The sequence below is a fragment of the Ensifer sp. genome (assembly GCF_035999135.1).
In the GTDB taxonomy this organism is placed as follows: Bacteria; Pseudomonadota; Alphaproteobacteria; order Rhizobiales; family Rhizobiaceae; genus Ensifer.
Genome location: NZ_DASYGZ010000013.1, coordinates 1 through 25367 on the forward strand (window position 1 = coordinate 1; position 25367 = coordinate 25367).

Sequence of the window (25367 nt, forward strand, 5' to 3'; positions counted from 1 at the left end):
CGAGCAGGTCGTCGAGGGCTTGGGCTTTGTCGATAACTGCGGACATGGTTCTTCTCCCGCAAACGGCTGATCCGTGCTCGGCTCTAGCGATTGCAACAATGTCGGTGGCAAGGGGCGGCGGCTCGGTCGGCCGCCGCAACAAAAATCAGGCGGCGGCGCGCTTGCGCTGCTCGTTGATCTGGTTGTCGAGGCCGTTCACCAATGAGGTGAGGTGGATGTCGAATTCGATCTCGGCGAAGGGACCGGAAAGACCGTTCGCCTTGATGCTCGCCTCGTCGGTGCGCTCGGTGACATCGGGCACCAGGCCGTCACGGGTCGCATAGGCAAAGTCGTCGTTGACCAGCGGGTCGCCGGCGATGTTGATCTGGGTCGTGAGCTTGCGATGACCATCGGCGCTGATGAAGAAATGGATATGCGCCGGACGCTGGCCGTGGCGGCCGAGCGCGGACAGCAATTGCTCGGTCGGGCTGCCCGGCGGCACGCCGTAGCCATGCGGCACGATGCTCTGGAACTTGTAACAGCCCTTGGCATCGGTGACGATCGTGCGGCGCATGTTGAAGGGCGCCTGCACGCCGGTCGGGTCGAAATGCGAATAGAAGCCGCGGGTATCACAGTGCCAGACCTCGACCGTCGCCCCCTTCAGCGGCTGACCGTCGGCGTCATAGACGACACCGTGCATGATCAGCGGCTGACCGTTGGTGTCGCGGCCGTCATCGAGGCGGGCAAACCCTTCCGAGGAAGGCGCGCCGGCGACATAGAGCGGACCTTCGATGGTGCGCGGCGTCGGGTTCTTGATGCCGAGTTCTTCGTCGATCGCATCGAGGCGCTCATCAAGGAAGTGGTCGAGGCCAAGGCCGGGCGAAATCAGGCCGGCCTGACCGCTAGCGCCGATCTCGTTCACCCAGGCAATGCCGGTCCAGTATTCGTCCGGCGTAATGTCGAGATCGTCGATCGCCTTGAACAGGTCCGACATCAGCCGGTGCACGATCTGTTTGACGCGCGGATTGCCGCCGTCCTTGTCGAGACCACTCAAGGTCTTCAGGAAAGCTTGGGTTTCCGGCCTGTCGAAAATCTTCACGCTCATATCAATTCCTCCACTTGGATAGCTTGAAAGTAAAACCGCCTGCCAACCTCCCGACGGCGGTACCTACGAAATCTCAGGTATCGTCCTCGCGGATCGCCGACGGATGCCGTAGGAGCGGCGTCACCTCGATCTCCATGAATTTGAACAGCGGCAGACCCGAGAGGATCTCGTGCAGCTCGGCATTGTCTTTGACGTCGAAGACGCTGTAATTCGCGTATTGACCGGCAATCCGCCAGATATGGCGCCATTTGCCGCTTTGCTGGAGCGCCTGCGAATAGGCCTTCTCCCGGGCGATGATCTCGGCCGCCTCTGCCGCCGGAAAGTCGTGGGGAATGTGGACGTCCATCCTGACGTGAAACAGCATGATCCGATCCTCACTTTGCAACGCTGATGGTCTTGCGCAGCCCGTCGCGCGCAAAGAATTTCAGCCGGTCTTCGTCGAGTTCGATCCCGAGGCCCGGACCATCCGGCACGCTCAGCTCGAAATCGCTGTAATCGAGCGGCGTCGCCAGGATTTCCTCGGTCAGAAGCAGCGGACCGAAGAGCTCCGTGCCCCATTGCAGGTTGGCGAAGGTGGAAAACACGTGCGCCGAGGCGACGGTGCCGACGGCACCTTCGAGCATCGTGCCGCCGTAAAGTTCGATACCGGCGGCATCAGCGATCGCCGCCACGCGCTGGGCATTGAAGAGGCCACCGCTCTGCTCGATCTTGACCGCGAAGACATCGGCGCCCTTGGTCCTGGCGATCTCGAAGGCCGATTCAGGACCGGTCAGCGCTTCGTCCGCCATCAGCGCCACCGGGAAGCGACGGACCAGCCGACCGAGCGCCGCGGTCGAGGCGACCGGTTGCTCGACCAGTTCGCAACCGGCGTCCGCAAGGGCCGTCATGCCATAGGCCGCCTCGAATTCGCTCCAGGCCATGTTGACGTCCACACGGACCGCGGCGCGGTCGCCGAGCGCCTTCTTGATCGCCGCCACATGGGCGATGTCATCCTTCAGCGGCTTGGCTCCGATCTTCAGCTTGAAGATCCGGTGGCGGCGAAGCTCGAGCATGTTTTCGGCTTCGGCTATATCCTTGGCGGTATCGCCGGATGCCAGCGTCCAGGCGACTGGCAAGCGCTTGCGCAGAGCACCGCCCAGGAATTCGCCGAGCGACAGGCCGAGACGCTTGCCGTGGGCGTCGAGCAGTGCCGTTTCCACAGCGCACTTCGCGAAACGGTTTTCCTTCACCGCCTTGCCGATGCGCGCCATCAACGCCCGCACGCCGGTCGCATCCTGCCCGATCATGACAGGGGCGAAATAGGTATCGATCGCAAGCTTCATCGATTCCGGGCTCTCGCCGCCATAGGCGAGGCCACCGATCGTCGTGCCCTCGCCGATGCCCACCGTTCCGTCGCTGCAATGAACCTTCACCAGCATCAGCGTCTGGCCGGTCATGGTCGCCACCGACAGCTTGTGCGGCCGGATGGTCGGCAGGTCGACCAGCATCGTCTCGATCCGTTCGACGACGGGGACAAGGGCTGCTGCCGGGGCGATGGGTGCAAGGGTCTTGTTCATGGCGTGACTGTGCGCTCGGCCCCAAGCGGCGTCCAACACCAAATAGGTTCGTCGCGATACCTTTATGATATAGTACGGCATAGATTGCGCGGATTCATGCATTTACCGCACTGCAACATACCGCAATTGTAGGAACATGAGGACCTGACATGGATCTGCGCCAGCTTCGCTACTTCGTCGCCGTCGCCCGTGAACGCAACTTCACCCGCGCGGCCGAGCAGTTGCACATCGCCCAGCCGCCGCTCAGCCGGCAGATCCAGCTTCTGGAGGAGGAACTCGGCGTGCCGCTGATCATCCGCGCCAGCCGTCCCGTGCGGCTGACGGAGGCAGGCCGATTGTTCTACGAACAGTCGCTGCAGGTTCTGGGGCGGGTCGAGCAGATGGTCGAGGCCACGCGTCGTGTCGGGCTCAACCAGAACCGCGTGCTGTCGATCGGCTTCGTCGCCTCGACGCTTTATGGCGGATTGCCGTCGCTGGTGCGCAAGCTCCGGCATAACGCACCGGAGCTCGATATCCGGCTGCTCGAGATGGTGTCGGTACAGCAGATCGCGGCACTGAAAGAGGGCCGCATCGATGTCGGTTTCGGCCGACTTCACCACAACGACCCGAATGTGGTCGGCATTCTCATGCGGGAGGAGCGCCTTGCCATCGCCATCCCACAGGGTACGCCGCTGGCGGAGGAGACGTCTCCCCTGCCCTTGAGCGCGCTGAGCGGCCAGAAACTGATCGTCTACCCCAAGGAACCGCGCCCGAGTTATGCCGATCATGTGCTGAGCCTGCTCCACGCCGAGGATGTGCGTCCTGCCGAGGTGCATGAGGTGCGGGAGATCCAGAGCGCCCTTGGCCTCGTCGCCTCGGAAGCGGGTCTCTGCATCGTACCCTCCTCGGCCCGGCAGGTGCGCTCCGACGTGCACTACCGGATGGTCGAGGGCGAACGCGCGACGTCGCCGGTCATCCTCAACCATCGGGCCGGCGACAGTTCGGGCCATATCGAGCTGATCAAGAACCTGATCGTCGAGATGTATGCCGAGAACCCGCCCTGGCTTGGCCTGGAGCACAACCTCCCCTTCCGGCCGTCCTTCATCAAGTGACAGGATCCGGCACGCGCACGCCTGGCATTTCGTTGCCGGATACGTCCGCGCTCCCGGCCCAGACGTCCCGCACCATCTGCCGAAGCAAGAGCGCCTCGACCCAGCGGTCCGTCGTGTCGTTGCCGGCCCGGTCAGTGATGGCATAGGGCCTCGGGCCGAGTTCGCAGGTCATGACCAGTTCGGCGTCTCCGGGCGAACGCGATCGCCAACGGCGAAAGCCGTAAGCCCACCAGTCGAGGAAGAGATCGACCCAGGGGCGATGCTGGGGAAAGGACATCTCGATCTGGATCTGCTGGGAGGAGCCAATGCGGCCATGAAAGGCGCCGGCATTGTCGAGGATGCGGCGGATTTGGGCGTGGCTCTCCTCTTCGACCGGAACGGCGAACTCACGGCCGACCAGATAATGCGAGAGATCGGCAAGCAGCGGCAGGTCAGGCCGGAGCTTAAGCAGGTCAAGCGTGAAGAGCAGGTCACTGGTGATCCGGTGGCGATGGGTTTCGATGTAGACAGGGACATCGGCCGTCTCGGCGAGCCGCATCCAACCGTCGAGAAGCGGCAGGCATTCCTCCACCCGGCGCGGCCGGATATCCGCCTGCAGGTCGATATGGCTGACCGGAAATTCTGACGCCAGTTCCACCGTCAACCGGAGGTCTTCGACAGTCCGGGGGAAACAGACGCCCTCGATTTTCAAGCCGGTGCCGCGGATTGCCCGATTGAGGCGGACGACATCCGTGCGGCTGGTGTAATGCGCGCTGACGCCGTCGAACCCGGCCGCGACGATAGCGGCGATGTTGTCTTCGAGGCTGCGCTCGAAGCCATCAGGATGGCGGCGCTCCATCGCCCAGAGCGACTGAAAGACCCGCAGCTTCTGCATCAGGCCGCCCGCGCGCTCTTCAACAGCGCCTTGAGGTTGACGCCGGGATCCGCAAGCACCGCCGGATCCGGCCTGATGCCCGCGGCCATCAGCATTTCCGCAAGCTTGATATCCTTGGCGACGCTGTTGCCAAGGCCGAGGCCCGCAGCCGCAACAAGACGTCCACCGTCCAGGTAAAACTCCAGTTCGCCGCCCTCGAGTGGGCGGGTGACGCTCTGGTGCTCCGGCCGCGGTAGCCCGGCCACCTGCAGTCCGAGATCATACTGGTCCGTCCAGAACCAGGGGATGGCGCCGAAGATCTCGCTACCGCCAGCCAAGTTGCGGGCAGCGACTTCCGCTTGGGCGCGCGCGTTGCGCCAGCTTTCAAACCGCATATGGCCGCCGCCCGGCTGGGCCACTGCAGCGCAGTCGCCGGCCGCAAGGATGTTCGGATCGCCGGTTCGCAGGCAATTGTCCGTCAGGATGCCGTTTGCGATCGCGAGTCCCGCCGTTTCGGCGAGCACCATATCCGCGACCACGCCGATGGCGGAAACGACGATATCGGCTGGCACCGGACTGCCATCCGAGAGAACGACGGCATCATCGGTGATTTCGGCAATGCCCTGCCCCAGATGGAATGCGACGCCTTCATCCTCATGCCGGGCATGGAGCCTAGCGGCGAAGCGTGGCGGCACCGCGCGCCCGAGCGGCTTTTCGGCCATTTCGATCACACTGACGGCGATGCCCTTGGCACGCAGCACGGCGGCGAGCTCCATGCCGATCAGGCCGCCGCCGATGATGGCGACGCTTGCGCCCGGTATGGCGCGCGAAAAGATGGACTCCGCATCGGCATAGGTGCGGAAATCGAGCGCCCGTCCGGCACCCGGACATGCCAGCCGCCTCGGACGGGCACCCGTCGCAAGCAGCAGCCTGTCATAGGCAAGCGCTCCCCCGTCGCTCAGGGTCACGGACCGGGCGTCCGGATCAATCGTCATTGCCGACACGCCCTGCAGGTACGCGATGCCGGCGCCCTGAAGTGCCTCGGCGCCGCAGATCTGCTTCATCTGCACCGCGCCATCGAGCGGCTTCGACAGCGGCGGCCGCTCGTAGGGCAGATGCGGTTCCGTGCCGACCAGCGTAACGCTGCCGGCAAAACCCGTCTCGCGCAGCGCAAAGGCAGCCCTTGTGCCAGCTTCGCCGGCGCCGATGATGACGATGCGGTCCATGGACAACTCCGTAGGTCAAAAGTGGGCAAGGTATGCGAGCGCAGAGAGCGCTTTGTCTCTCTTTGCTCAGGAAAGGTGGCCGGCGCAGGCAGGAGAAATGCGCCGGCCTACAGCGCCCGCGCGTCTCGTGAGACGCTTTAAGGTCGCTGTCGAACTCTGAATTCCTGCATGTTCTGTCCTTTCGCCGGCTGAGACGAAAGGAGACACGCAGCCGGAGGATCAGTTGCGTGCCGCGTAGTCGGCCATATTCTTGGGCGTGACGAGTTCGAAGGGGACCCAGACATTCTTGTCGACGGGTTCGCCGCGCACCAGCGACACGGCGGCGTCCACCGCGCTCGCGGATTGCCCCTTGGCGTTCTGGAACACGGTCGCATCAAGGTCTCCGGCCGCCATGGCCGCGAGCCCGTCCTGCGTCGCATCGATGCCGACGACGATCACGTCGTCCATCGACACCCCGGCGGCCTTCAGCGCCTGGATGGCGCCGATCGCCATTTCGTCGTTGTTGGCGAAAACCACGTCGATCGGCTGGCCCGCGGTGATCCAGTTGGTTGTCAGGTCCATCGCATTGGTGCGGGTCCAGGCGGCCGACTGCTCGTCGGCGATCGTCGCGCCCTTGCAGTCGCCGGCGGCCAGCGTTTCCTTGAAGGACGAGGTACGATCACGCGAGGCCTGGTGGGCAAGATCACCCATCAGGATATAGACCTGCGCATCGGAAGCCTTGCCCTTTGCCTTGAGCAGCGAACAGGCAGCTTCCGCGCCCAGCCGTCCGGAGTCGGTTTCTTTCGAGCCGACATAGGCCTGTTTTGCCGGCAGTTTGCCGAGGTTTTCCGGCTCGAGATTGAGGTAGACGAGCGGAATGCCAGCCTTCTCGGCCGCCGCGCTGATGCCGGCCGCGGCCGAGGTATCGGTCAGCGTCATGATGATCGCGTCGACGCCGGCGGCGATGAAGTTGTTCACCTGGTTGAGCTGCTTGGAGATGTCGGTCTGCGCGTCCTCGATCTGGACGCTGGCGCCGTTGACCTCCGAGGCCCGGGCATTGATGCCCTCGCGCAGCAGGGTCTGGAAGTTGTTGTCGAAGCTCTGCATCGAGACGCCGATCGTCTCCGCCGAGGCAGCACTTCCCATCAAGGCGGCCAAGGCAGCCGCCAGGTACATGGATTTCATGATTTCCTCCCGAGGGGTGCCGGATCACCCGAGCGCATTCCGGAGGCCCTGCGGGGCCTGATCAATGCTTAAGTGGGTGGCCCTAACCGAGGGCCACGCGAACTTCGCCGTCGACGATTTCGGCGGGGTAGGTCTTGAGGTTTTCGCAGGCCGGAAGCCTGATGGCCTCACCGGTGCGATAGTCGAAGGCACCGGAATGCTTGGGACATTCCACCTCGTAGTCCATGACCAGCCCATCGGCGAGATGGATGGCCTCGTGGGTGCAGAGGCCGGCGGTGCAGTAGACGCTGTCGTCAGGGCCGCGATAGATCGCATAGGTGCGGCCGGCATGGTCGAAGCGGATCGCCCCTTCCTGTTCGATATCGTCCAGTTTGCAGGCGGGTACCCAGGTGATCACGGTGCTCATTCTGCTGCCTCCCCGATGGTGTTGCGTGCCTTGCGGCTAGCCAATTTTTCCTTGCGCTTGCGGTAGCGCTCCTGCATCCGCGCCTCGCCCTCCTTGGAGCCGTCGTGCCAAGTGCCGAACCAGCGATCGAGCGGGATCAGGGCGTCGCCGTAATTCACCTCGAAATACTTGTGGTGCAGGTAATGCGCATAGGCATGGCTATCGACGACCGTCTCCTCGCCGACCTCGACCTTGTCGAATCCGACATGGCCGGGAATGGCGCCGAAGCCCGCATAGTGCAACTGGTAGAGCATCAGGATCGGGTTCGACGGCAGGATCAGGTGATAGAAGGCGGTGCCGAAGTAGAGCAGATGCTCGACCGGATGCATCGACAGCGACGACCACGGCGACGGGTTCACCGAATTGTGGTGGACCGAATGCACCCACTTGTAGAGCAGCGGCGTGTGGATGAGCCGGTGGATGCAGAAGAAGTGGAACTCGTGGATGACGGGCACGACCAGCGCGACCAATGCGAGCGTCCAGGGATTGTCCGCAAAGGTCAGCCACGGCGCATAGCCATTCGCGTAAGCCCAGAGCATGCCGACCTCGACGGCGGTCCAGATGGTCACGCCCGAGAGGAACGTGCGCAAAATGTTGTCGAGGTTCTGGCTCTCGAACCAGAAGGCCTTGCTCTTCTGCTCGGCCGGGAACTTGCCATTGTACTTGAAGCGGTTTTCCTGCCGCTTCAGCACATAGAGGTGCATCTCGAAGGCGCCGTAGAACAGGAACACGCAGACCGCGTTGACCGCATAGAGCCAGGCGACCCAGCCGATCTGCAGAGATTGCATCGTTACGACTGGCGGGATGACGAAGGCCCAATAGGCGACGGCCGAGGCGGCGAAGATCGCGTTCCACGGAAAGAAGTAGTGCGGCAGCCACTTCAAAAGCGCCATCAGCCTGGGCGGAAAGGCAAATAGCGGCGCCGTCTCGATCGGCTCGTTCGGCGCCCAGTCGCCGCGCTTGTTGCGCGTTCCATATTTCAGATCATCCATCACGCTCTCCTCCCGGCGAAACGCATGCGTTCCGCGAAATCTCTGGCGAGGAGAGCGCTGAGGGGCGCTGTTTTTCCGGTACAATCCGCTTGGGAAGCCGGCCTCCTTGCTGATCAAAATCTAACAGGAGGCGTGTCAGATACCGAAGGCTTCCTTGATCAAATCAGATCAAAGGCTCTCGGCCGTGATAGTGATGAAGCGGATGGGCGCCTTGTCCGGCTCCATTTCGGAAATCCCGATACGGCGCAACACGAGATCGAGCGCACGGCGGGCCTGCGCCTCGGGCGCCTGGTCGAGCACCACGTCCATGATACCGTCGCTCAGCGCCTTGCGCGTATAGTCGGTCAATTCGTGGCCGACGAAGAAAATCTCCCGGCCGCGCGGATGCCGGGAAAGCACGTCGATCAGCGCCGCGTTGGCGCCGCCGGCGTTATAGATGCCGGCCATATCCGGATACATTTCAAGTGCGGACCGCAATGCTTCGGCACCGTAATGTTCTTCGTCGCGGGTAAAGCCCAGCCACTCGAAGCGGCGCTCACCGGGGTGCGCGGCGAAGTAGTCAGAAAAGCCGCTGAGACGATCGCGATGGACCTGATAGATGGGGTGGCAGAGGGCAACGACAGGGCCGGCCTGGCGTGCCATCCGCGAGATGAAAAGCCCTGCAGTACGCCCTGCCGCGTGATTGTCGATGCCAACGAACTCGCCCAGCTTGTCCGAGGCCCGCGTGACGACATGGACCACCGGCACGCCCCGCGCGACCACCGCCTCGACAGCGGCACTGATCAAGGGATGATTGGGCACGGCAAGGATCAAACCGGCGCGCGGGACCTCGGCTGACAGGATGCGCCGGGCGATCTCGTCCGGTTTCATTTCCTCGGTAAAGCTGCGATGCACGACAACGAGCGGATCGAGTGTCTCGGCGATCCGGTGGAACGCCTGCGACAGGCGGCGATAAAAGGTCGTCTCGGGGCGCACCATCAGCACATCGATGCGCAAGAGCCCGCGATGGGCATCGGGCAACGTGCGCGGATAATTCAGCGATCGCGCCGCGACCACCACCTTCTCGACCAGGTCCGGACGAACGCCGCCGCGGCCGTTGAGAACCCGCTCGACGGTCGCGGTCCCGACGCCCGCAAGCCTGGCAATGTCGCTGTAGTTCGGTTTGCTCACGAAGCTCCCTCGACAGGCCGACGACGCAATCGCCTCCGGCATGTTTCCTTTGATCGTAGCCGATTAAAGGACAAAAACATGCAAAAATTCAAAGTGCTACAGCGTCCTTTGCGCGTTCGGCAAGACGCGCGGTGCTGTAGCGCAATAGCATGGGAGGGGCTTGCTCGACAGGGGGCGCGTCCATGTGCGGCCCACCCTCGCCGTCGCTCGTTCTCCGCCTATATCAAGCCGGTATCAAGAACCGCACCGAGGCATCCATGAGCTACGAGTTGTATTACTGGGACGGCATCCAGGGCCGTGGCGAGTTCGTCCGACTGGCGCTCGAAGACGCGGGGGCGGACTATGTCGACGTCACGCGTGAACCGGGCCGCGGCACCGGCGAGATGCTGAAAATGATGGAGAGCGGTGCCGAAGCGCACATTCCTTTCGCGCCGCCCTTCCTTCGGGACGGCGACCAGATCGTATCGCATGTGGCGAACATCCTCTCCTATCTCGGCCCCAGGCTGGGGCTCGCAGCAAAGGACGAGGCGTTGCGGTGGTTCGCCAACGGCCTGCAGCTCACCATCACCGACTTCATCGCCGAGGTACACGACACCCACCACCCGATCGCGACCTCGAAATATTATGAGGATCAGAAGGCGGAAGCGAAGGATCGGGCCTTCGAGTTTGTCGCAAACCGCATGCCGAAGTTTCTCGGTTACTTCGAGCGGGTGCTGGACCAGAACCCAGAGGGCGGTGGCCACGCGGTCGGCAACGCCGCCACCTATGTCGACCTGTCGCTGTTCCAGGTGATCGAAGGGCTGCGATATGCGTTTCCGAAAGCGATGCGCCACTACGAGCCGCAGTATCCAGAGCTCCTGAAGCTGCACACTGCAGTAAAGGTGCGGCCGAACGTTGCCGCCTATCTCGCGTCACCGCGGCGACTGGCCTTCAACGAGAACGGCATCTTCCGCCGCTACCCGGAGCTCGACGTCGAGCCCTGATGAGCGGTGCCGCCGTCGTCACGCGGCGGCGGCCCTTTGCTCCCGCAGAAACGCGGAGACGCGCTTCAACCCTTCGCGAAGGACGCTCTCATTGTTGGCGTAGCCGATCCTGAGATAGCCTTCCATATCCATGGCGCTGCCCGGCGTGAACATCACGCCAGTTTTCTGCAGCAGTTGCAGGCAGAACGCTTCGGAGGTCATCGACAGGTCGTATTTCAGAAGCGCCGTCGTGCCCGATCGCGGCTTGACCCAGGAGATCAGTGGCTCAGCTTCCACCCAGTCCGAGAGAATGGCGAGGTTCGCGCGCGTGATGCCCTGGCTGCGGGCGAGGATCTTGTCCCTGTTTTCAAGCGCGATGGCCGCGAAGTGATCGTCGAGCATGCCGACGCTGATCGTGTTGTAGTCGCGGTGAACGGAAACGGCCTTGATCAATTCCGGTGGTGCGACGATCCAGCCGAGCCTCAGACCGGCAAGCGAAAAGGTTTTCGACATGCTGCCGGTGCTGATGCCCTTTTCATAGAGGTCGGCGATCGACGCGGTCAGGCCGTCGCCCTCCTGGTCGGTGCCACGATAGACTTCGTCGCAGAGGATCCAGGCGCCTGAGGCGCGTGCGATCTCGACGATCCTCTCGAGATAGGCCCGATCCATCAGCGCGCCGGTCGGATTGTTGGGATTGTTGATTGCGATCAGCTTGGTGCCCGGTGTCGCCAGCCGCTGCAATTCGTTGAGGTCGGGAAGGAATCCGGTTGCTTCCGTCAATCTGAGGATCTGCGTATCGGCGCCATAGCTCTCGGGGATCGAATAATGCTGCTGGTAGGTGGGCAGCACTGAGATCACCCGATCGCCCGGCTCGACCAGCGTTTCATGCACCAGCGCATTGGCGCCGATCGCGCCATGGGCGGTGACGACATTGTCGATATCCTGCCTGGCGTAAAGGCCCGCGATGAGGCCGCGCAGCCGTTCGGACCCCTCGATCGCGCCATAGGTGAGCTTCAGCGGCAGCAGTTCGGAAAGGATGGTGTCCGTCTTGCCGGCCATTTCGAGCAGTTCGGCCACGCTCAGTGACTCGACGCAGGTCTCGGCGAGGTTCCATTGGCAATGGTTCTCGTAGCGGTTCATCCAGATTTCAACGCCGAAGTCGCGGATTTTCATGCCAAGGTCCTTTCAAACAACTGTCGTCTGTTGCGCGCATGCCCGGCGGGCCGGCTGAAACGTTCGCGGCGCTCCGGTTTGGACACGCCGTTGTGTGACCGGTACCGGCGCCGACACGGCTTCGCATGAGCGCTCCATCGCTGACGGAGGCCCGGGAATTGGCGGTGGCATTTGATGCGCGGTTCCTGTAAAAGGACGATATGAGCAATATATTGCACAGTCAAGATCGATCTGATGTCCTGACCCATGTCGCGGACAATCTCAAGCGGATCCGGCTTGCGACGGGGTTGAGCCAGGCTGCGCTGGCGAAAGCATCCGGCATCAGCCGCCGCATGATCGTCGCCGTCGAAGGTGGCGACGCCAACATCAGCCTTTCCAGCCTCGACAGGTTGGCTGCAGCGATGAATGTCGGTTTCGTCGATCTCGTCAGGAACCCGTCGCGTCAATCCCGCGACAACATCGACACGGTGACCTGGCGCGGCGAAAAGGCGGACAGTGAGGCGCGGCTGCTTGCATCCACCCCGGCGACCTCCGAAGCCCAGATGTGGATCTGGTCGCTCGGCCCCGGCGAGCGCTACGACGCCGAACCCGATCCGCAAGGCTGGCACGAGATGCTGTTCATCACGGAAGGCTCCCTGACATTGGAACTTTCAGGCGCGCGCAAGCGCTACCCGGGCGGCAGCTTCACGGTCTACAGCTCGGCCCAAACCTATTCCTACATCAACGAAGGCGACACGGTCGTGCGGTTCGTCCGCAACGTCATCGCCTAGTCCAGCCTGGCGACAGGAAAACGCATGAAGCCGGGTGCCGCGCCGCACCCAAGGTGGCTGGCGATGTTGCGGCATCGGTGTCCGGCGCCCAACCCGAAGCACGCTTGATTCAAGATTGTGCGAATGGAAGGATGCCCACGTCTCGGCGAAGGGGATGCACATGCTCTTGAAGGTCGAACCACCGGATGGCTGGAGCAGTCAGGACGGGCGCGTGCTTTTTGATGCCGAGCGCGAGGCCGAACGCTTCGCCGCCATGGCAAGGCTCGCCTTCTCGCTGGCAATCGCCTGCGTGATGCTGGCGCTTTCGATGATCGTCGGGCGCTGGAACGACTGGGTCGCCGTGATCGCCGGCGCCAATATTGCGCTTTCAGCACTTGGGGCGGTGCTCGCGCGTGCCTCCGTCTTTCCGAGACTGCTGCCCTGGCTCGGGGTCTTCGCCGATGCCCTGCTGCTGTTCGGCATCGGCTGGTTCGGGCCATGGATTGAGACCCTGTCGGCCGGCATGCGCTCGGCGCTGGTCTCTCCGTGGGGTGCCTTCCTCTTGCTCGCCATCACCTCGCTGGGCTTGAACGCCTGGCGCCTGTTCGTGCAAGCGCTGTTGTTCGTCTTGGCAATCGGACTGTTCATCTGGTGGCCGTCGCCTGGGGGCCAGGCAGTCACCATCGACCCCCGGCTGCAACTGCCTTTTTCCGATGGATCCAACGCCACGCGGCTGGCGATCGTGCTTCTGACCGGCCTTGCCATGGCGCTCGCGGCGTCACGGGCCCGGAAGACGCTGATGCTGGCGATCCGTACGGCCCGGGAAAGAGCCGTGCTCGAAAGGTTCAACGGCTTCTCGGCGACCAACGCTACGAATTCACTGTCATCGGCGATGCCGTCAATGTCGGCCAGCGGCTGCAGGCCGCCTCCCGGCAACTCGGCGCATCGGTCGTGGTTTCGGCCGCGGCCTTCGACGACGCCGGGATCGCCGGCCCAGACCGATGGACAAGGCATGAGGGCCTCAGTTTGCGTGGGCGCAGCGAGACCATCGACGCCTATGCCTATCATGCGTCAGGCAGAACTTCGATGGAATCCACCCGGTCCGGATAGAAGGCAAGCCGGTCCCTGATTTCGGCGACCGCCGCATGCGGTGTCTCATAGGTCCAGACGGCGTTCTTCGACCGCTCGCCGCCGATCGGGATGCTGTAGTAGGACGCCTCGCCCTTGTAGGGGCAGTGCGAGCCGTGATCCGTGCGCGACAGCAGCGACATGTCGACGTCCTGGCGCGGAATGTACTGCACCGGCGGATAGGTCGCCTCGCGCAAGGTCAGCGCGTCGCGCGTATCGGCAAGGATACGTCCGCCAAGCTTGACGACGACACGGGCCGGATTTCTCTCGATGGTGATCGGATGATCGGGGCCGGGGATCTTGATCGGTTTGTCGGACATGAGCGATCGCCTCTGAAAGGATGGTGCTAACTAAATGGGCGCAATCGTCCCAATTTCCAACCGGCCGCGCACCAGCCTCGTCTTCAGCGCTGCCCAGAGCGCCTTTCAGGCTCGACCATGCTCCGTCAGCTCTTTCCGGCGGGCGACTGGGTCGTCGGGATCGTTTCTCCCTTGCCGGCATCCACCGGCTCGCTTGCTTCGTCGAGTAGCTTGCGCACCGCCATCACACCCTTGGCTGTATCGGACCAGCTGTGCCTCCAGACGAGCAGCCCCACGGAACCGACCGTGGCCACGATGAACACGACCGGCCCAAGGAACCAGAGTGCGGCGGCAACCGTGAAATAATAGGAACGAACGCCCATGCTGAAGGAACGAAGGGCGGGATTGATCATCAGCGACAGGGCGTGGGCCCATTCTGCTATATCCCGGGCCTCCTCGCGCGACGGACTGGCCCCGATCGCCGCAAGGCAATAGTTGATCTGCCGCACCGCCCAGATGAAATCGGACAGGCCGCGCAGCAGGGTCGCCATGACGAGCAGCACCTTGCACTGGAACAGCCAGAGAGGCTCGATCGGCGCGAACTGCGCGATGATCCCGGCATTGAGCGAGAGGGATGGCTGCACGAAAAGCGCACCGCTGATCGCGACAATGACGATCAGGTTGGCAGAGCCGAAGAAGGACGCCGAATTGATCGTATGGCCGAGGATGGCGGCGTCGCCGATGAAGTTCGTGTCCCGCGTCAACACCTCGCGCATCCAGGCTTTCCTGATGCTCACCATGTCCAGCATCAGGCTGTCCTTCCGGCGCGGCCAGCCGAGCGCCATCATCGGCTCCAGCGCCGCCCAGGCCACGAGGAACAGGACAATCGCAATCCAATCGAGCATCTGCACGTCTGACCTCCCGGCATAATCCCCTCCTAATAGAAGCAGGTGCGCGCGGTCCGTCAACGCGGACGCGACCTTTTGCTCGAAGGGTCGATCAGCAAAGGCTGAAGCCGGCCGCACCGGAGCCGCACGCTTTTTCACGCAAGAGCAATCTTGCTCCTCGGCTTTGTACAGTTTGACAGATTGACAACACTTGTATCCTGGATACAATTTGCCTCGATCTTGGGAGGGATCGATGAACCAATCCTTCGAATGGCGAAGCCAGTCACGCCTTCTCGACGAAGTGGCGCAGGCGCTTCGTGAACGCATCTATGCCGGCGTTTACGCGCCGGGCGCGACGCTGCGCCAGGAAAAGATCGCCGCTGAGTTCGGCATCAGCCGCACGCCGCTCCGCGAAGCCCTGCGGGTGCTCGAGCGCGACGGGCTGGTGGTCAACAAGCCCGGCAGTGGCGTGCGCGTCGCAACCGCCGACCTGCCGAAGCTGCTTGACGCCTATGCGGTGCGCGAGGCGATGGATGGCGTTGCCGCCCGCAATGCCGCCGAGCGCGCGACTGCCGCAGAGATCAAGGATCTGGCAAGGCAGGTCGAGCGCCAGCGCAAGGTCGTCGAAAACTGGGACCCCGCCGCCTACACCCAATCCAACGTCGTCTTTCACGAGGCGATCGTCAGCGCCTCGCGCAACGCGTCGCTGGCGCCGCTCGGGCCGCTCCTGCGCATGACCTCACAGGTCTTTGCGCCCGCCTTTTCGCTCTCCAGCGAACGGGCGAGCACCGCAGTCGCCGAACACGGGCTGATCGTCGAGGCGATCGCGGCACGAAACCTTGATGACGCTGAGAAACTGGCCCGCGCCCATATCAACGCGACGGCCATGAGATTGAAGTCGCTCCTTGAGGGCCGAGAGACTGACAAAGAGGCATGACGTGAAGACCTACGGCAATTTCATCGACAACACCTGGCAGGATGCAACAGGCGGCGAGTTCATTCCTGTCCGCGACCCTTCAAACGGCGAGCAATTCGCGCGCATTGCCCGGGGCACCCGGGAGGACATCGATCGCGCCGTGCGTTCGGCGCGCGCGGCGCTTGCCAGCGACTGGGGGCTGATGACGCCGACCGAGCGTGGCCGGGTGCTGACCCGGATCTCGGCGGCGGTGCTGCGCAACATCGATCTGCTCACGGAACTCGAAGCACGCGATGTCGGCAAGCCCGTGACGCAGGCCCGCGCCGATGTCGTGGCGCTTTCCCGTTACCTCGAATTCTACGGCGGCGCGGCCGACAAGGTGCATGGCGACACCATTCCCTATCAGAACGGCTTCACCGTCTTGACCGTCTATGAGCCGCATGGGGTCACCGGGCACATCATCCCCTGGAACTATCCGATGCAGATCCTCGGCCGCAGCCTGGGCGCAGCCCTTGCCATGGGCAATGCCGCCGTGGTCAAGCCGGCCGAAGAGGCCTGCCTGACGATCCTCGAATTTGCCCGCATCGCCGAAGAGGAAGGCCTGCCCTCGGGTGCGCTCAACATCGTCACCGGCTTCGGCGCGGAGGCGGGCGCGGCACTTTCCGAGCACCCCGACGTCAACCACATCTCCTTTACCGGTTCGGTCCGAACCGGCGAGATGGTTCAGGCGGCCGCGGCGAAAAACGCGGTCCCGGTGACGCTCGAACTCGGCGGCAAGTCTGCCCAGATCGTCTTTGCCGATGCCGACCTCGACCGCGCTGTTCCCTTCCTCGTCAACGCCGGCATCCAGAACGCCGGCCAGACCTGCTCGGCCTCGTCGCGCATCCTCGTCGAACGGGCGGTCTACGAAGAGGTGGTCGCGCGCATGAGCGAACGCTACCGCGCCCTCAAGGTCGGCCCGGCCGGCGCCGATCTCTCGGTCGGCCCGGTGGTCTCGCAACGGCAGAAGGCGATCATCGACGACTTCCTTTCCTGTGCGGCAAAGGACGGCCTGAAGGTCGCGGCTCAAGGCGAGATCGTCGCCGACGCGCCCGCCGAGGGGGCCTATGTCGCGCCGACACTGCTTCGCGACGTGCCACACGAACACCGCACCGTGCAGGAAGAAATCTTCGGCCCGGTGCAGGTGATCATGCCGTTTGACGGCGAAGAAGAGGCGATCCGCCTTGCCAACGGCACCGCCTACGGCCTCGTCTGCGGTTTGTGGACCAATGATGGCGGCCGGCAGTTCAGAATGGCGCGCGCCGTGCATGCCGGCCAGGTCTTCATCAACAATTACGGCGCCGGCGGCGGCGTCGAGCTGCCCTTCGGCGGCGTCAAGAAATCCGGCCATGGCCGCGAGAAGGGTTTTGAGGCCCTCTACGGTTTCGCCAGCATGAAAACCATTTCTGTCTTCCACGGCTAGAGCGGGATGAATGGGGGCCGTGCCCCAACCGTACAAGCCATGATTGCCTGAGGAGAAACACCGTGTCACTGGAAGGTAAAGTCGCTCTCATCACTGGCGCCGGTTCCGGCTTCGGCGAGGGCATCGCCAAGCGCTTCGTCGAGGGCGGCGCAAAAGTCATTGTTGTCGATCGCGATGCCGCCGGTGCTGAGCGTGTTGCAAAGGAACTCGGAGCAACCGCCTTTGCCGTGGTCGCCGATATCGCCAGGGAGGCGGATGTCGAAGCCGCGGTTGCGGCCGGCCTCGAAAAATTCGGACGCGTCGATATCCTCATCAACAATGCCGGCATCGGCCACAAGCCGCAGAATGCCGAGCTGGTCGACCCCGACGAATTCGACCGGATCCTCGGCGTCAATGTGCGCGGCGTCTACCTGATGACGCGGGCGCTGCTGCCGCACATGAAGGAAAACAAGGCGGGTGTGATCGTCAACATCGCCTCGACCGGCGCCAACCGTCCGCGTCCGAACCTTGCCTGGTACAACGCGACCAAAGGCTGGGTGGTGTCTGCCACCAAGGCGCTGGCGATCGAGCTCGCACCGTTCAACATCCGCGTTGTCGCCCTCAATCCGGTTGCCGGCGAAACGCCGCTGCTCACCACGTTCATGGGCGAGGACAGCGAAGAGATCCGCAAGAAGTTCCGTGACTCCATTCCGCTCGGACGCCTCTTGAAGCCGGAAGATCTCGCCGAAGCCGCCTACTTCGTCGCCTCGCCGCAGGCATCGATGATCACCGGCGTCGCGCTCGACGTCGACGGTGGCCGCTCGATCTGATTACTGGGAAACATAACCAACCAACCGCAAAGCGGGGGAACCACGATGAACCTAACGAAATGGGCGCTTGCCTCATGCCTGATCGCAGCATCGCTGACGACGGCAATGGCCAAGGACACGATCACCGTCGGCCAGGTGCTGGAGCCGCCGGGCCTCGACCCGACCGCGGGCGCCGCCGCACCCATCCGCTACATCACCTATGGCAACCTCTTCGAGGGCCTCGTTCGCGTGGTCGAGGATGGCAGCGTCAAGCCGCTGCTTGCCGAAAGCTGGACGGTTTCGGACGATCAGAAGACCTACAGCTTCAAGCTTCGCCAGGGCGTCAAGTTCCATGACGGCGCACTGTTCGACTGCTCGGTCGTCAATTTCTCCTATGAGCGTGCGGTCTCGACGGACTCCACCAATGCGCAAAAGGGCCTGTTCGAGCCGATCGAAAAGACCGAGTGCCCGGATCCGGCAACGGCTGTCGTGACGCTCAAGCGCCCGGCGTCCAACTTCCTCTTCAACATGGCCTGGGGTGACGCGGTGATGATCTCGCCGGCATCCGCCGCCGACAACAAGACCAAGCCGGTCGGCACCGGCCCGTTCAAGTTCAAGGAATGGGCCAAGGGCGACAAGGTGGTGCTTGAAAAGAACGCCGATTACTGGGGCGAACCGGCAAAGCTCTCAGAAGTGACCTTCAAGTTCATCAGCGATCCGTCGGCGGCAGCCGCAGCCGTGCTCGCGGGCAATGTCGACGCCTTCCCGATGTTCCAGGCCGCCGAACTTGTCAGCCAGTTTGAGAGCGATCCGAACCTGCAGGTCGAGGTCGGCAGCACCTCGGGCAAGGTGGTGCTCGCGCTCAACAATGCGCGCAAGCCCTTCGACGACGTGCGCGTCCGCCAGGCGCTTGCCCACGCGATCGACCGCAAGGCGCTGGTCGAAGGCACTTACTCGGGCTTCGGAACGACCATCGGCTCGCACTATTCGCCGGTCGAACCCGGTTATGTCGATCTGAACGAAACCTACCCTTATGACCCGGGCAAGGCGCAGCAACTGCTGCAGGAAGCGGGCGTCCAGAACCTCGAAATCACCATCATGCTGCCGCCGCCGGCCTATGCCCGCCGTGGCGGCGAGATCATTGCGGCCATGCTTGCCGAAGTCGGCGTCAAGGTGAACCTTGTGCCGATCGAATTCGCGCAGTGGCTTGATCAGGTGTTCAAGAACTCGGATTTCGACGCGACGATCATCGCCCATGCCGAGGCCCGCGACCTCGATATCTACGCGCGCGACAAATACTACTTCAACTACCAGAACCCCGAATACAAGGCGCTCTACAAGTCCTTCACGCAGGCCTCGACCGAAGCCGAGCAGCTGGATCTCGCCGGACAGCTCCAGCGCAAGCTCGCGGCCGACGAGCCGAACGTCTTTCTCTACGCGCTGCCGAAGATCGGCGTGTGGAACAAGAAGGTGAAGGGCCTCTGGAAGAACATGCCGGTGCCGGCCGACGACCAGACCCAGACCTATTGGGAAAACTGATCGTCCCGTTGAGGGGGATGCGGACGGAAAGCCGCTCGTGTCCCCATCCCGCTATCCGCCTCTTTGACGGGGAGGCGGATACAGACCAGACGTTGGCCGGCACACCCGGCGCCGGCCAACGCTCGCTCTTTCCGGGAGGTTGATGTGATTTCCTTTATCGGCGGTCGCCTCGTGTCGCTCATCCTGACGACACTCGCCGCCTCAGTGATCGTCTTTCTGCTGATGCAGGTGTTGCCCGGCGACCCCGCCGTGCTGATGCTCGGCATGAATGCCGACGCCGACGCGATCGCGGCGCTGCACCGCCAGCTCGGCCTCGACCAGCCGATCTGGATCCGCTACCTCCACTGGATCGGCGGCTTCGTCGTCGGCGATTTCGGCACGAGCCTCACCTATTCGGTGCCGATCCGCGAGTTGCTGGGCCCCCGCATCCTCGTAACACTGCCGTTGGCTCTGCTGTCCATGGCGATCTCGGTCGTCGTCGCCATCGCCATCGGCGTCTATGCCGCCGCCAACCGTGGCAAGGCCGGCGACACTGTGGTCATGGGCATTGCCCAGGTCGGCGTCGCCATTCCGAACTTCTGGCTGGCACTGCTCTTCATCCTGCTCTTTGCGCTGAAGCTCGCCTGGTTCCCGGCCTCCGGTTTTGCCGGCTGGGACGGCGGCATCTGGAACGGCCTGCAGTCGCTGATCCTGCCGGCCTTTGCGCTCGGCCTGCCGCTGGCCGCCATTCTCTCCCGCGTCACCCGCTCCGCCGTCATTGAAACCCTCGGCGAGGATTTCATCCGCACTGCCCGCGCCAAGGGGCTTTCCCGCTCGGGCGCGCTCTGGAAGCATGCGGTACCAAATGCGCTGATCCCGGTTGTCACCATCATCGGCCTGCAGTTTTCCTTCCTGCTCGCCGGCACGATCATCATCGAGAACGTCTTCAACCTGCCGGGCATCGGCCGCCTCGTCTTCCAGGCGATCGCCCAGCGCGATCTCGTGACCGTCCAGACGCTGGTGACGCTGCTTGCAGCCTCCGTCATCACCATCAACTTCCTCGTCGATCTGGTCTATGGCTATCTCGATCCGAGGCTGTCGCGGGGAGGCCACTGATGTCCACCTCCACAGCCGCTTCTGAACCCCGCCTCATCTCCAAACTCATCGGCAGCCGCAGCCTGACGATCGGCGCCGTCGTGACCCTGATCCTCGTGGCGATGGCGCTCGTCTCCTTCGTCTGGACGCCCTATTCGCCGACCGCGATGAACTTCCGCGACAAGTTGCAGGGCCCGAGCCTTGCCCACTGGTTCGGCACCGACAATTTCGGCCGGGACATCCTGTCGATGATCATGGTCGGCGCGCGCAATTCGATCTCGGTCTCGATCGTCGCGGTGCTGGTCGGCGCCGGCATCGGCGTGCCCCTCGGCGCCTGGGCGGCCGCCCGCGGCGGCTGGGTCGATGGCCTCGTCATGCGCATGAGCGACCTTGCCTTCGCCTTCCCCGCGCTTCTGACTGCCGTCATCATCACCGCCATCTTCGGCCCCGGCGCCGTCAACGCGATGATCGCGATCGGCATCTTCAACATCCCGGTCTTCGCCCGCGTCACCCGCGGCGCATCGATGGGCCTCTGGAAGCGCGAATATGTGCAGGCCGCCCGCTGTGCCGGGCGCGGCGACGTCGCAATCACCGTTCTTCACATCCTGCCCAACATCAACCACGTGCTGCTCGTCCAGGTGACGATCCAGTTCGCACTGGCGATCGTCGCCGAAGCCGGCCTTTCCTATGTCGGCCTCGGCACGCAGCCGCCGATGCCAAGCTGGGGCAAGATGCTGAACGACGCCCAGACCTTCATCTACCAGGCGCCGTGGCTCGCGATCTTCCCGGGGCTGGCGATCACCTTCGCCGTGCTCGGCCTCAATCTCTTGGGTGACGGCCTGCGCGACATACTCGACCCGCGCGTGAGGCGGCAACGATGACGAAACCCTTGCTTCACATGGCCGGAATGTCGGTCGAACTCTCCGCTGGCAAAAGCCAGGTCGACATCGTCTGCGACATCGATCTCAAGCTCAACCGCGGCGAACGCCTCGGCATCGTCGGCGAATCCGGCAGCGGCAAGTCGATGACAGCCCTTGCCGTCATGGGCCTGTTGCCTGAGCGCATGCGGGTGCGCGGCGAGCTTCTCTTCGATGGCCGCAATCTCGCCGGCTTAGCGGAGGCCGAGTATTGTCGCTATCGCGGCCGGCGCGTCGCGATGATCTTCCAGGAGCCGATGACGGCGCTGAACCCGGTGAAATCCATCGGCGCGCAGATCGCCGAGGGGCGGCGGCTGCACCTTGGAGAAACGAAGGCCGATGCCGAGAAGAAGGCCCGCGCCCTGCTCGACCGCGTCGGCCTGCCAGCGCCGCGTTTCGATCTCGATCTCTACCCGCACCAGCTTTCGGGCGGCCAGCGGCAGCGCGTAATGATCGCCATGGCGATCGCCTGCGAGCCGGATCTCTTGATCGCCGACGAGCCGACGACAGCACTCGACGTGACCGTGCAGGCGCAGATCCTCGACCTGCTCGACGAACTGATCGAGGATACCGGTACCGCACTGATGCTGATCACCCACGACCTCGGCGTCGTCTCCGAAATGACCGACCGCATCGCCGTGATGTATGCCGGGCGCATCATCGAGACAGGGCGCACGGATGATGTCTTTGCCCGCATGGCACACCCGTATGCCCGCGGCCTCTTTGCCGCCTCGCCACACGGTGCCGCCCTGGCGCCACGCCCGACGGGCGAAGGTCGGCCACGGCTGAATTCCATCCCCGGCATCGTTCCGGACCCGTTCGGTCGTCCGCCGCACTGTTCCTTCGCCGAGCGCTGTTCCTTCGCCGAGGCCGACTGTCGGCAGGCGATCCCGACTCTGGACCTGCTCAACACCGATGGAGACGTGCCGCACCGCGCCGCCTGCTTTCATCCGCGCGAAAGGATGGTGGCACCATGAGCAAGACCATTCTGAAGACCACCGATCTCGTGCGCGAATACGACCTGCCGCGCGCGTCGATCTTTTCGAAGCAGAGCCGGCTGCGCGTGCTGCACGGCGTCAGCATCGAACTCGCCGCCGGCCAGAGCCTTGGCATCGTCGGCGAAAGCGGCTCCGGCAAGTCGACGCTGGCGCGCGCCGTCATGGGGCTGGAACGGCCGCAATCGGGCGAGGTCAACATCGCCGGCAGAAACATCTATGCGCTCGACCGGCCCGACATGCGCGAGGCGCGAAAAGGTTTCCAGGCGATCTTCCAGGATCCCTATGGCTCACTCGATCCGCGCCACACCGTGCGCACGATCATTTCCGAGCCGATCGTGTCGCTGGAGCGCGGGACCAGCACGGCCGATCGGAACAGGCGCATCGCCGACGTGCTCCAAGCCGTCGGCCTGCCGCTGGCGTCCGCCGACAAATACGCGCACGAATTTTCAGGCGGTCAGCGCCAGCGCATCGCCATCGCCCGGGCACTGATCACGAGGCCGGCGCTGATCGTTGCCGACGAGCCGGTGTCTGCGCTGGACGTCTCGATCCAGGCGCAGGTCCTGAACCTGATGATGGACCTGCAGGAAAAACTTGGTCTTTCCTATCTGTTCATCAGCCATGACCTCGGCGTGGTGCGCGCCATCACCGACCGGGTCGCCGTCATGCATCTCGGCCGGATCGTCGAAGAGGGCCCGACGAACGAAGTCTTCGACAACCCGCGCCATCCCTACACACAGGCACTGGTTGCCGCCGTGCCGAAACCCTTTTCCGGACGGCGCAAGCGGGTACGGTCCGACGGACCGCCGCAGACACCCGTCCATACCGCAACAACCGCCGCCGGCTGCGCCTACGCCGCCGTCTGCCCGGTGAGGCAGGAGATCTGCCTGACCCGCACGCCCGTGGTCAAGCCGGTGACGCCGGCTTGGTCCGCCCGCTGTCATTTTGCCTAGGAATTGATGCCATGTCCGAACTCGCCGATCTCTCCGCCGTCGATCTTGTCGAGGCCTATCGCTCGAAAAAACTCTCGCCCGTCGAGGTGACCGAGGCTGTCATCGCCCGGATCGACGCCTCCGAGCCAAAGCTGAACGCGCTTTGGGCCTATGATCCGACCGAAGCCCGCAAGGCTGCCAGGGCATCGGAAGAGCGCTGGTCGAAGGGTGAACCGCTCGGCGCAATCGACGGCGTGCCGGTGACGATCAAGGAAAACATCGCCACCAAGGGCACGGCCGTGCCGCTCGGTTGCGCCGCCGTGTCGCTGACGCCGGCCACAGCCGATGCACCGCCGGCAGCGCGCACCCGCGAAGCGGGCGGCATTCTGCTCGCCAAGACCACCATGCCCGACTACGGCATGCTCTCCTCCGGTCTTTCCAGCTTTCACAAGCTCGCCCGCAATCCGTGGGATCTCTCCGCCAATCCGGGCGGATCGAGCGCCGGCGCGGGTGCTGCGGCAGCCGCCGGTTATGGTCCACTTCATATCGGCACCGACATCGGCGGCTCGGTCCGGCTGCCCGCCGGCTGGTGCGGCATCGTCGGTCTGAAGCCGTCGGCGGGACGCGTGCCGATCAACCCGCCCTTCATCGGCCGCGTCGCCGGCCCGATGACCCGCACCGTTGCCGACACCGCGCTCTACATGTCGGTGCTGTCGAAGCCAGACTTCCGCGACACCATGGCTCTGCCCTATGCCGACATTCCCTGGCTCGATCTCGATCGCGGCATGAAAGGCCTGAAGATCGGCCTCTGGCTCGACGCCGGTTTCGGCCAAGCCGTCTCGAAGGAAACGGAACTTGCGGTCAAAAAGGCGGCACAGCTTTTCGCCGACGCCGGCGCGATCGTCGAGCCGGTCGGCCCGTTCCTGACGCGCGAGATGATCGATGGTCTCGACCGCTTCTGGCGGGCCCGCGGCTGGGAAGACGTCTCGCGCCTTTCGCCGGAGAAACAGGCGCAGATCCTGCCCTACATCTTCGACTGGATCAGAACGGCCGAGACCTTCTCGGGCCGCGAGGTCTATACCGGCTTTGCCCAGATCGAGGCGATGCGCAACGCGTTGCATGCAGCCCTTTCCGGCTATGACTTCATCCTGTCGCCGACGGCGCCGACCGCGTCCTATCCCGCCGAATGGGCATCCCCGGTCAACGACCCGCAGAAGCCGTTCGAACACATCGCGTTTACCGTCGCCGTCAACATGGGCGGCCAGCCGGCGGTCTCGATCAACTGCGGCTATACCGAAGGCGGTCTGCCGATCGGCCTGCAGGTCATCGGCCAACAGTTCGACGATATCGGCGTGCTGCGCCTCGCGCGCGCCTTTGAGACCATGCGGCCCGCACAGCGGCCCTGGCCGAAGGTGGCGGCATGACCGACACGATGCGCTACACCGTCGAAAGCGGCGATCTGGAAAACATCGTTTCGCGGCTGCTCGATATCGTTCGCCGGCTTGGCGTCAGTGTCTCGAAGCTTGCCGTCGAGGTGGACGGCGGCAGGGCCAGCCTCGAGATCGCTGTCGCCCCGGTCTCGCAGAGCATCGCCAACACCTTGCGCGAGCGCATCGGCCAGATCGAAGGCGCGAAGCCAGCGGTTTAGCCCCACCCCGTCAACTTCAATGCGGCCCGGCCGTTTTATCCCAGACCAGACACAGGAGTGCCGAAATGGCCCGCAAACTTTTCATCCTCCCCGGCGACGGCATCGGCCCGGAAGCCATGGCGGAAGTCCGCAAGATCATCGCCTACATGAACGCCGAGCTTGCCGCCGGCTTCGTCACCGACGAGGGCCTGGTCGGCGGTTCGGCCTATGACGCCCACGGCCAGGCGATTTCGGAAGGGGACATGGCAAAGGCGCTCGCGGCAGATGCGGTGCTGTTTGGCGCCGTCGGCGGTCCGAAGTGGGATGCGGTGCCTTAT

General features: G+C 63.8%; 26 protein-coding genes and 1 pseudogene. 15 read left to right on the forward strand and 12 right to left on the reverse strand.

Going from position 1 to position 25367, the window contains the following annotated elements:
- Window positions 1–145 precede the first annotated feature (145 nt).
- The 3 genes from catA to VGO12_RS00880 all read right to left on the reverse strand — a co-directional run bounded on the left by catA (window position 146) and on the right by VGO12_RS00880 (window position 2640).
- Window positions 146–1084, reverse strand: coding sequence for a catechol 1,2-dioxygenase (catA, locus tag VGO12_RS00870; RefSeq protein ID WP_327510870.1), 939 nt, complete (start codon window positions 1082–1084; stop codon window positions 146–148).
- Window positions 1085–1157: 73 nt separating this feature from the next.
- On the reverse strand, window positions 1158–1448 hold the full coding sequence (gene catC, locus VGO12_RS00875; protein WP_327510871.1) for a muconolactone Delta-isomerase: 291 nt from the start codon (window positions 1446–1448) through the stop codon (window positions 1158–1160).
- Window positions 1449–1458: 10 nt separating this feature from the next.
- Window positions 1459–2640, reverse strand: a complete 1182-nt coding sequence (locus VGO12_RS00880; RefSeq protein ID WP_327510872.1) for a muconate/chloromuconate family cycloisomerase — start codon at window positions 2638–2640, stop codon at window positions 1459–1461.
- 149 nt (window positions 2641–2789) lie between these two features.
- On the opposite strand from VGO12_RS00880, the gene VGO12_RS00885 reads away from it, so the two are divergent.
- On the forward strand, window positions 2790–3731 hold the full coding sequence (locus VGO12_RS00885; protein ID WP_327510873.1) for a LysR family transcriptional regulator: 942 nt from the start codon (window positions 2790–2792) through the stop codon (window positions 3729–3731).
- Here VGO12_RS00885 and VGO12_RS00890 read toward each other — a convergent pair.
- The 6 genes from VGO12_RS00890 to VGO12_RS00915 form a co-directional block, all read right to left on the reverse strand.
- Window positions 3724–4605, reverse strand: coding sequence for a sugar phosphate isomerase/epimerase (locus VGO12_RS00890; RefSeq protein ID WP_327510874.1), 882 nt, complete (start codon window positions 4603–4605; stop codon window positions 3724–3726). The two genes, VGO12_RS00885 and VGO12_RS00890, sit on opposite strands and share 8 nt — an antisense overlap.
- Window positions 4605–5810, reverse strand: a complete 1206-nt coding sequence (locus VGO12_RS00895; protein WP_327510875.1) for an NAD(P)/FAD-dependent oxidoreductase — start codon at window positions 5808–5810, stop codon at window positions 4605–4607. Before VGO12_RS00895 ends, VGO12_RS00890 begins: the two co-directional genes overlap by 1 nt.
- Window positions 5811–6029: 219 nt before the next feature.
- Window positions 6030–6974 carry a substrate-binding domain-containing protein gene (locus VGO12_RS00900; protein ID WP_327510876.1) on the reverse strand — a complete coding sequence of 315 codons (945 nt, stop codon included), beginning with the start codon at window positions 6972–6974 and terminating at the stop codon, window positions 6030–6032.
- 82 nt (window positions 6975–7056) lie between these two features.
- Window positions 7057–7368, reverse strand: a complete 312-nt coding sequence (locus VGO12_RS00905; protein ID WP_275027285.1) for a MocE family 2Fe-2S type ferredoxin — start codon at window positions 7366–7368, stop codon at window positions 7057–7059.
- Window positions 7369–7376: 8 nt separating this feature from the next.
- A complete protein-coding gene (locus tag VGO12_RS00910) occupies window positions 7377–8411 on the reverse strand; it encodes a sterol desaturase family protein (protein WP_327510877.1) in 1035 nt (344 codons plus the stop codon).
- Window positions 8412–8579: 168 nt separating this feature from the next.
- Complete coding sequence (locus tag VGO12_RS00915) at window positions 8580–9581, reverse strand: LacI family DNA-binding transcriptional regulator (RefSeq protein ID WP_327510878.1); 1002 nt, start codon at window positions 9579–9581, stop codon at window positions 8580–8582.
- Window positions 9582–9838: 257 nt separating this feature from the next.
- On the opposite strand from VGO12_RS00915, the gene VGO12_RS00920 reads away from it, so the two are divergent.
- On the forward strand, window positions 9839–10564 hold the full coding sequence (locus VGO12_RS00920; protein WP_327510879.1) for a glutathione S-transferase: 726 nt from the start codon (window positions 9839–9841) through the stop codon (window positions 10562–10564).
- Window positions 10565–10582: 18 nt separating this feature from the next.
- On the opposite strand, the gene VGO12_RS00925 is transcribed toward VGO12_RS00920, so the two are convergent.
- The gene (locus tag VGO12_RS00925) at window positions 10583–11716 is read right to left on the reverse strand and encodes an aminotransferase (protein ID WP_327510880.1); all 1134 of its coding nucleotides are present in this window, start codon (window positions 11714–11716) and stop codon (window positions 10583–10585) included.
- Between the two features lie 200 nt (window positions 11717–11916).
- On the opposite strand from VGO12_RS00925, the gene VGO12_RS00930 reads away from it, so the two are divergent.
- On the forward strand, window positions 11917–12486 hold the full coding sequence (locus VGO12_RS00930; protein WP_327510881.1) for an XRE family transcriptional regulator: 570 nt from the start codon (window positions 11917–11919) through the stop codon (window positions 12484–12486).
- A 160-nt stretch (window positions 12487–12646) separates the two neighbouring features.
- Window positions 12647–13594 (forward strand): hypothetical protein, encoded by a 948-nt coding sequence (locus VGO12_RS00935; protein WP_327510882.1) that lies wholly within the window; start codon window positions 12647–12649, stop codon window positions 13592–13594.
- Here VGO12_RS00935 and VGO12_RS00940 read toward each other — a convergent pair.
- The gene (locus VGO12_RS00940) at window positions 13530–13913 is read right to left on the reverse strand and encodes a DUF427 domain-containing protein (protein WP_327510883.1); all 384 of its coding nucleotides are present in this window, start codon (window positions 13911–13913) and stop codon (window positions 13530–13532) included. The two genes, VGO12_RS00935 and VGO12_RS00940, sit on opposite strands and share 65 nt — an antisense overlap.
- 200 nt (window positions 13914–14113) lie before the next feature.
- Window positions 14114–14797 (reverse strand): annotated as a pseudogene (locus VGO12_RS00945) (DUF599 domain-containing protein); the annotation flags it as partial.
- A 235-nt stretch (window positions 14798–15032) separates the two neighbouring features.
- Between VGO12_RS00945 and VGO12_RS00950 the strand changes: the two are divergent.
- From VGO12_RS00950 to VGO12_RS01000, 11 genes are all read left to right on the forward strand, one after another.
- A complete protein-coding gene (locus VGO12_RS00950; RefSeq protein ID WP_327510884.1) occupies window positions 15033–15716 on the forward strand; it encodes a GntR family transcriptional regulator in 684 nt (227 codons plus the stop codon).
- A 1-nt stretch (window position 15717) separates the two neighbouring features.
- A complete protein-coding gene (locus VGO12_RS00955) occupies window positions 15718–17157 on the forward strand; it encodes an aldehyde dehydrogenase family protein (protein ID WP_327510885.1) in 1440 nt (479 codons plus the stop codon).
- A 62-nt stretch (window positions 17158–17219) separates the two neighbouring features.
- Entirely contained in the window at window positions 17220–17966 is a 747-nt protein-coding gene (locus VGO12_RS00960) for a glucose 1-dehydrogenase (RefSeq protein ID WP_327510886.1), read from the forward strand.
- A 45-nt stretch (window positions 17967–18011) separates the two neighbouring features.
- Entirely contained in the window at window positions 18012–19484 is a 1473-nt protein-coding gene (locus tag VGO12_RS00965; RefSeq protein WP_327510887.1) for an ABC transporter substrate-binding protein, read from the forward strand.
- Window positions 19485–19628: 144 nt separating this feature from the next.
- Window positions 19629–20579 carry an ABC transporter permease gene (locus VGO12_RS00970; RefSeq protein WP_327510888.1) on the forward strand — a complete coding sequence of 317 codons (951 nt, stop codon included), beginning with the start codon at window positions 19629–19631 and terminating at the stop codon, window positions 20577–20579.
- A complete protein-coding gene (locus VGO12_RS00975) occupies window positions 20579–21439 on the forward strand; it encodes an ABC transporter permease (protein WP_327510889.1) in 861 nt (286 codons plus the stop codon). The genes VGO12_RS00970 and VGO12_RS00975 overlap by 1 nt, the downstream gene beginning before the upstream one ends.
- Complete coding sequence (locus VGO12_RS00980; protein WP_327510890.1) at window positions 21436–22452, forward strand: ABC transporter ATP-binding protein; 1017 nt, start codon at window positions 21436–21438, stop codon at window positions 22450–22452. Before VGO12_RS00975 ends, VGO12_RS00980 begins: the two co-directional genes overlap by 4 nt.
- The gene (locus VGO12_RS00985) at window positions 22449–23423 is read left to right on the forward strand and encodes an oligopeptide/dipeptide ABC transporter ATP-binding protein (protein ID WP_327510891.1); all 975 of its coding nucleotides are present in this window, start codon (window positions 22449–22451) and stop codon (window positions 23421–23423) included. Before VGO12_RS00980 ends, VGO12_RS00985 begins: the two co-directional genes overlap by 4 nt.
- An 11-nt stretch (window positions 23424–23434) precedes the next feature.
- Window positions 23435–24826, forward strand: a complete 1392-nt coding sequence (locus VGO12_RS00990; RefSeq protein ID WP_327510892.1) for an amidase — start codon at window positions 23435–23437, stop codon at window positions 24824–24826.
- On the forward strand, window positions 24823–25050 hold the full coding sequence (locus tag VGO12_RS00995; RefSeq protein WP_327510893.1) for a hypothetical protein: 228 nt from the start codon (window positions 24823–24825) through the stop codon (window positions 25048–25050). Before VGO12_RS00990 ends, VGO12_RS00995 begins: the two co-directional genes overlap by 4 nt.
- Window positions 25051–25115: 65 nt before the next feature.
- The coding region (locus tag VGO12_RS01000) for an isocitrate/isopropylmalate family dehydrogenase (RefSeq protein WP_327510894.1) at window positions 25116–25367 on the forward strand (252 nt) is incomplete at its 3' end.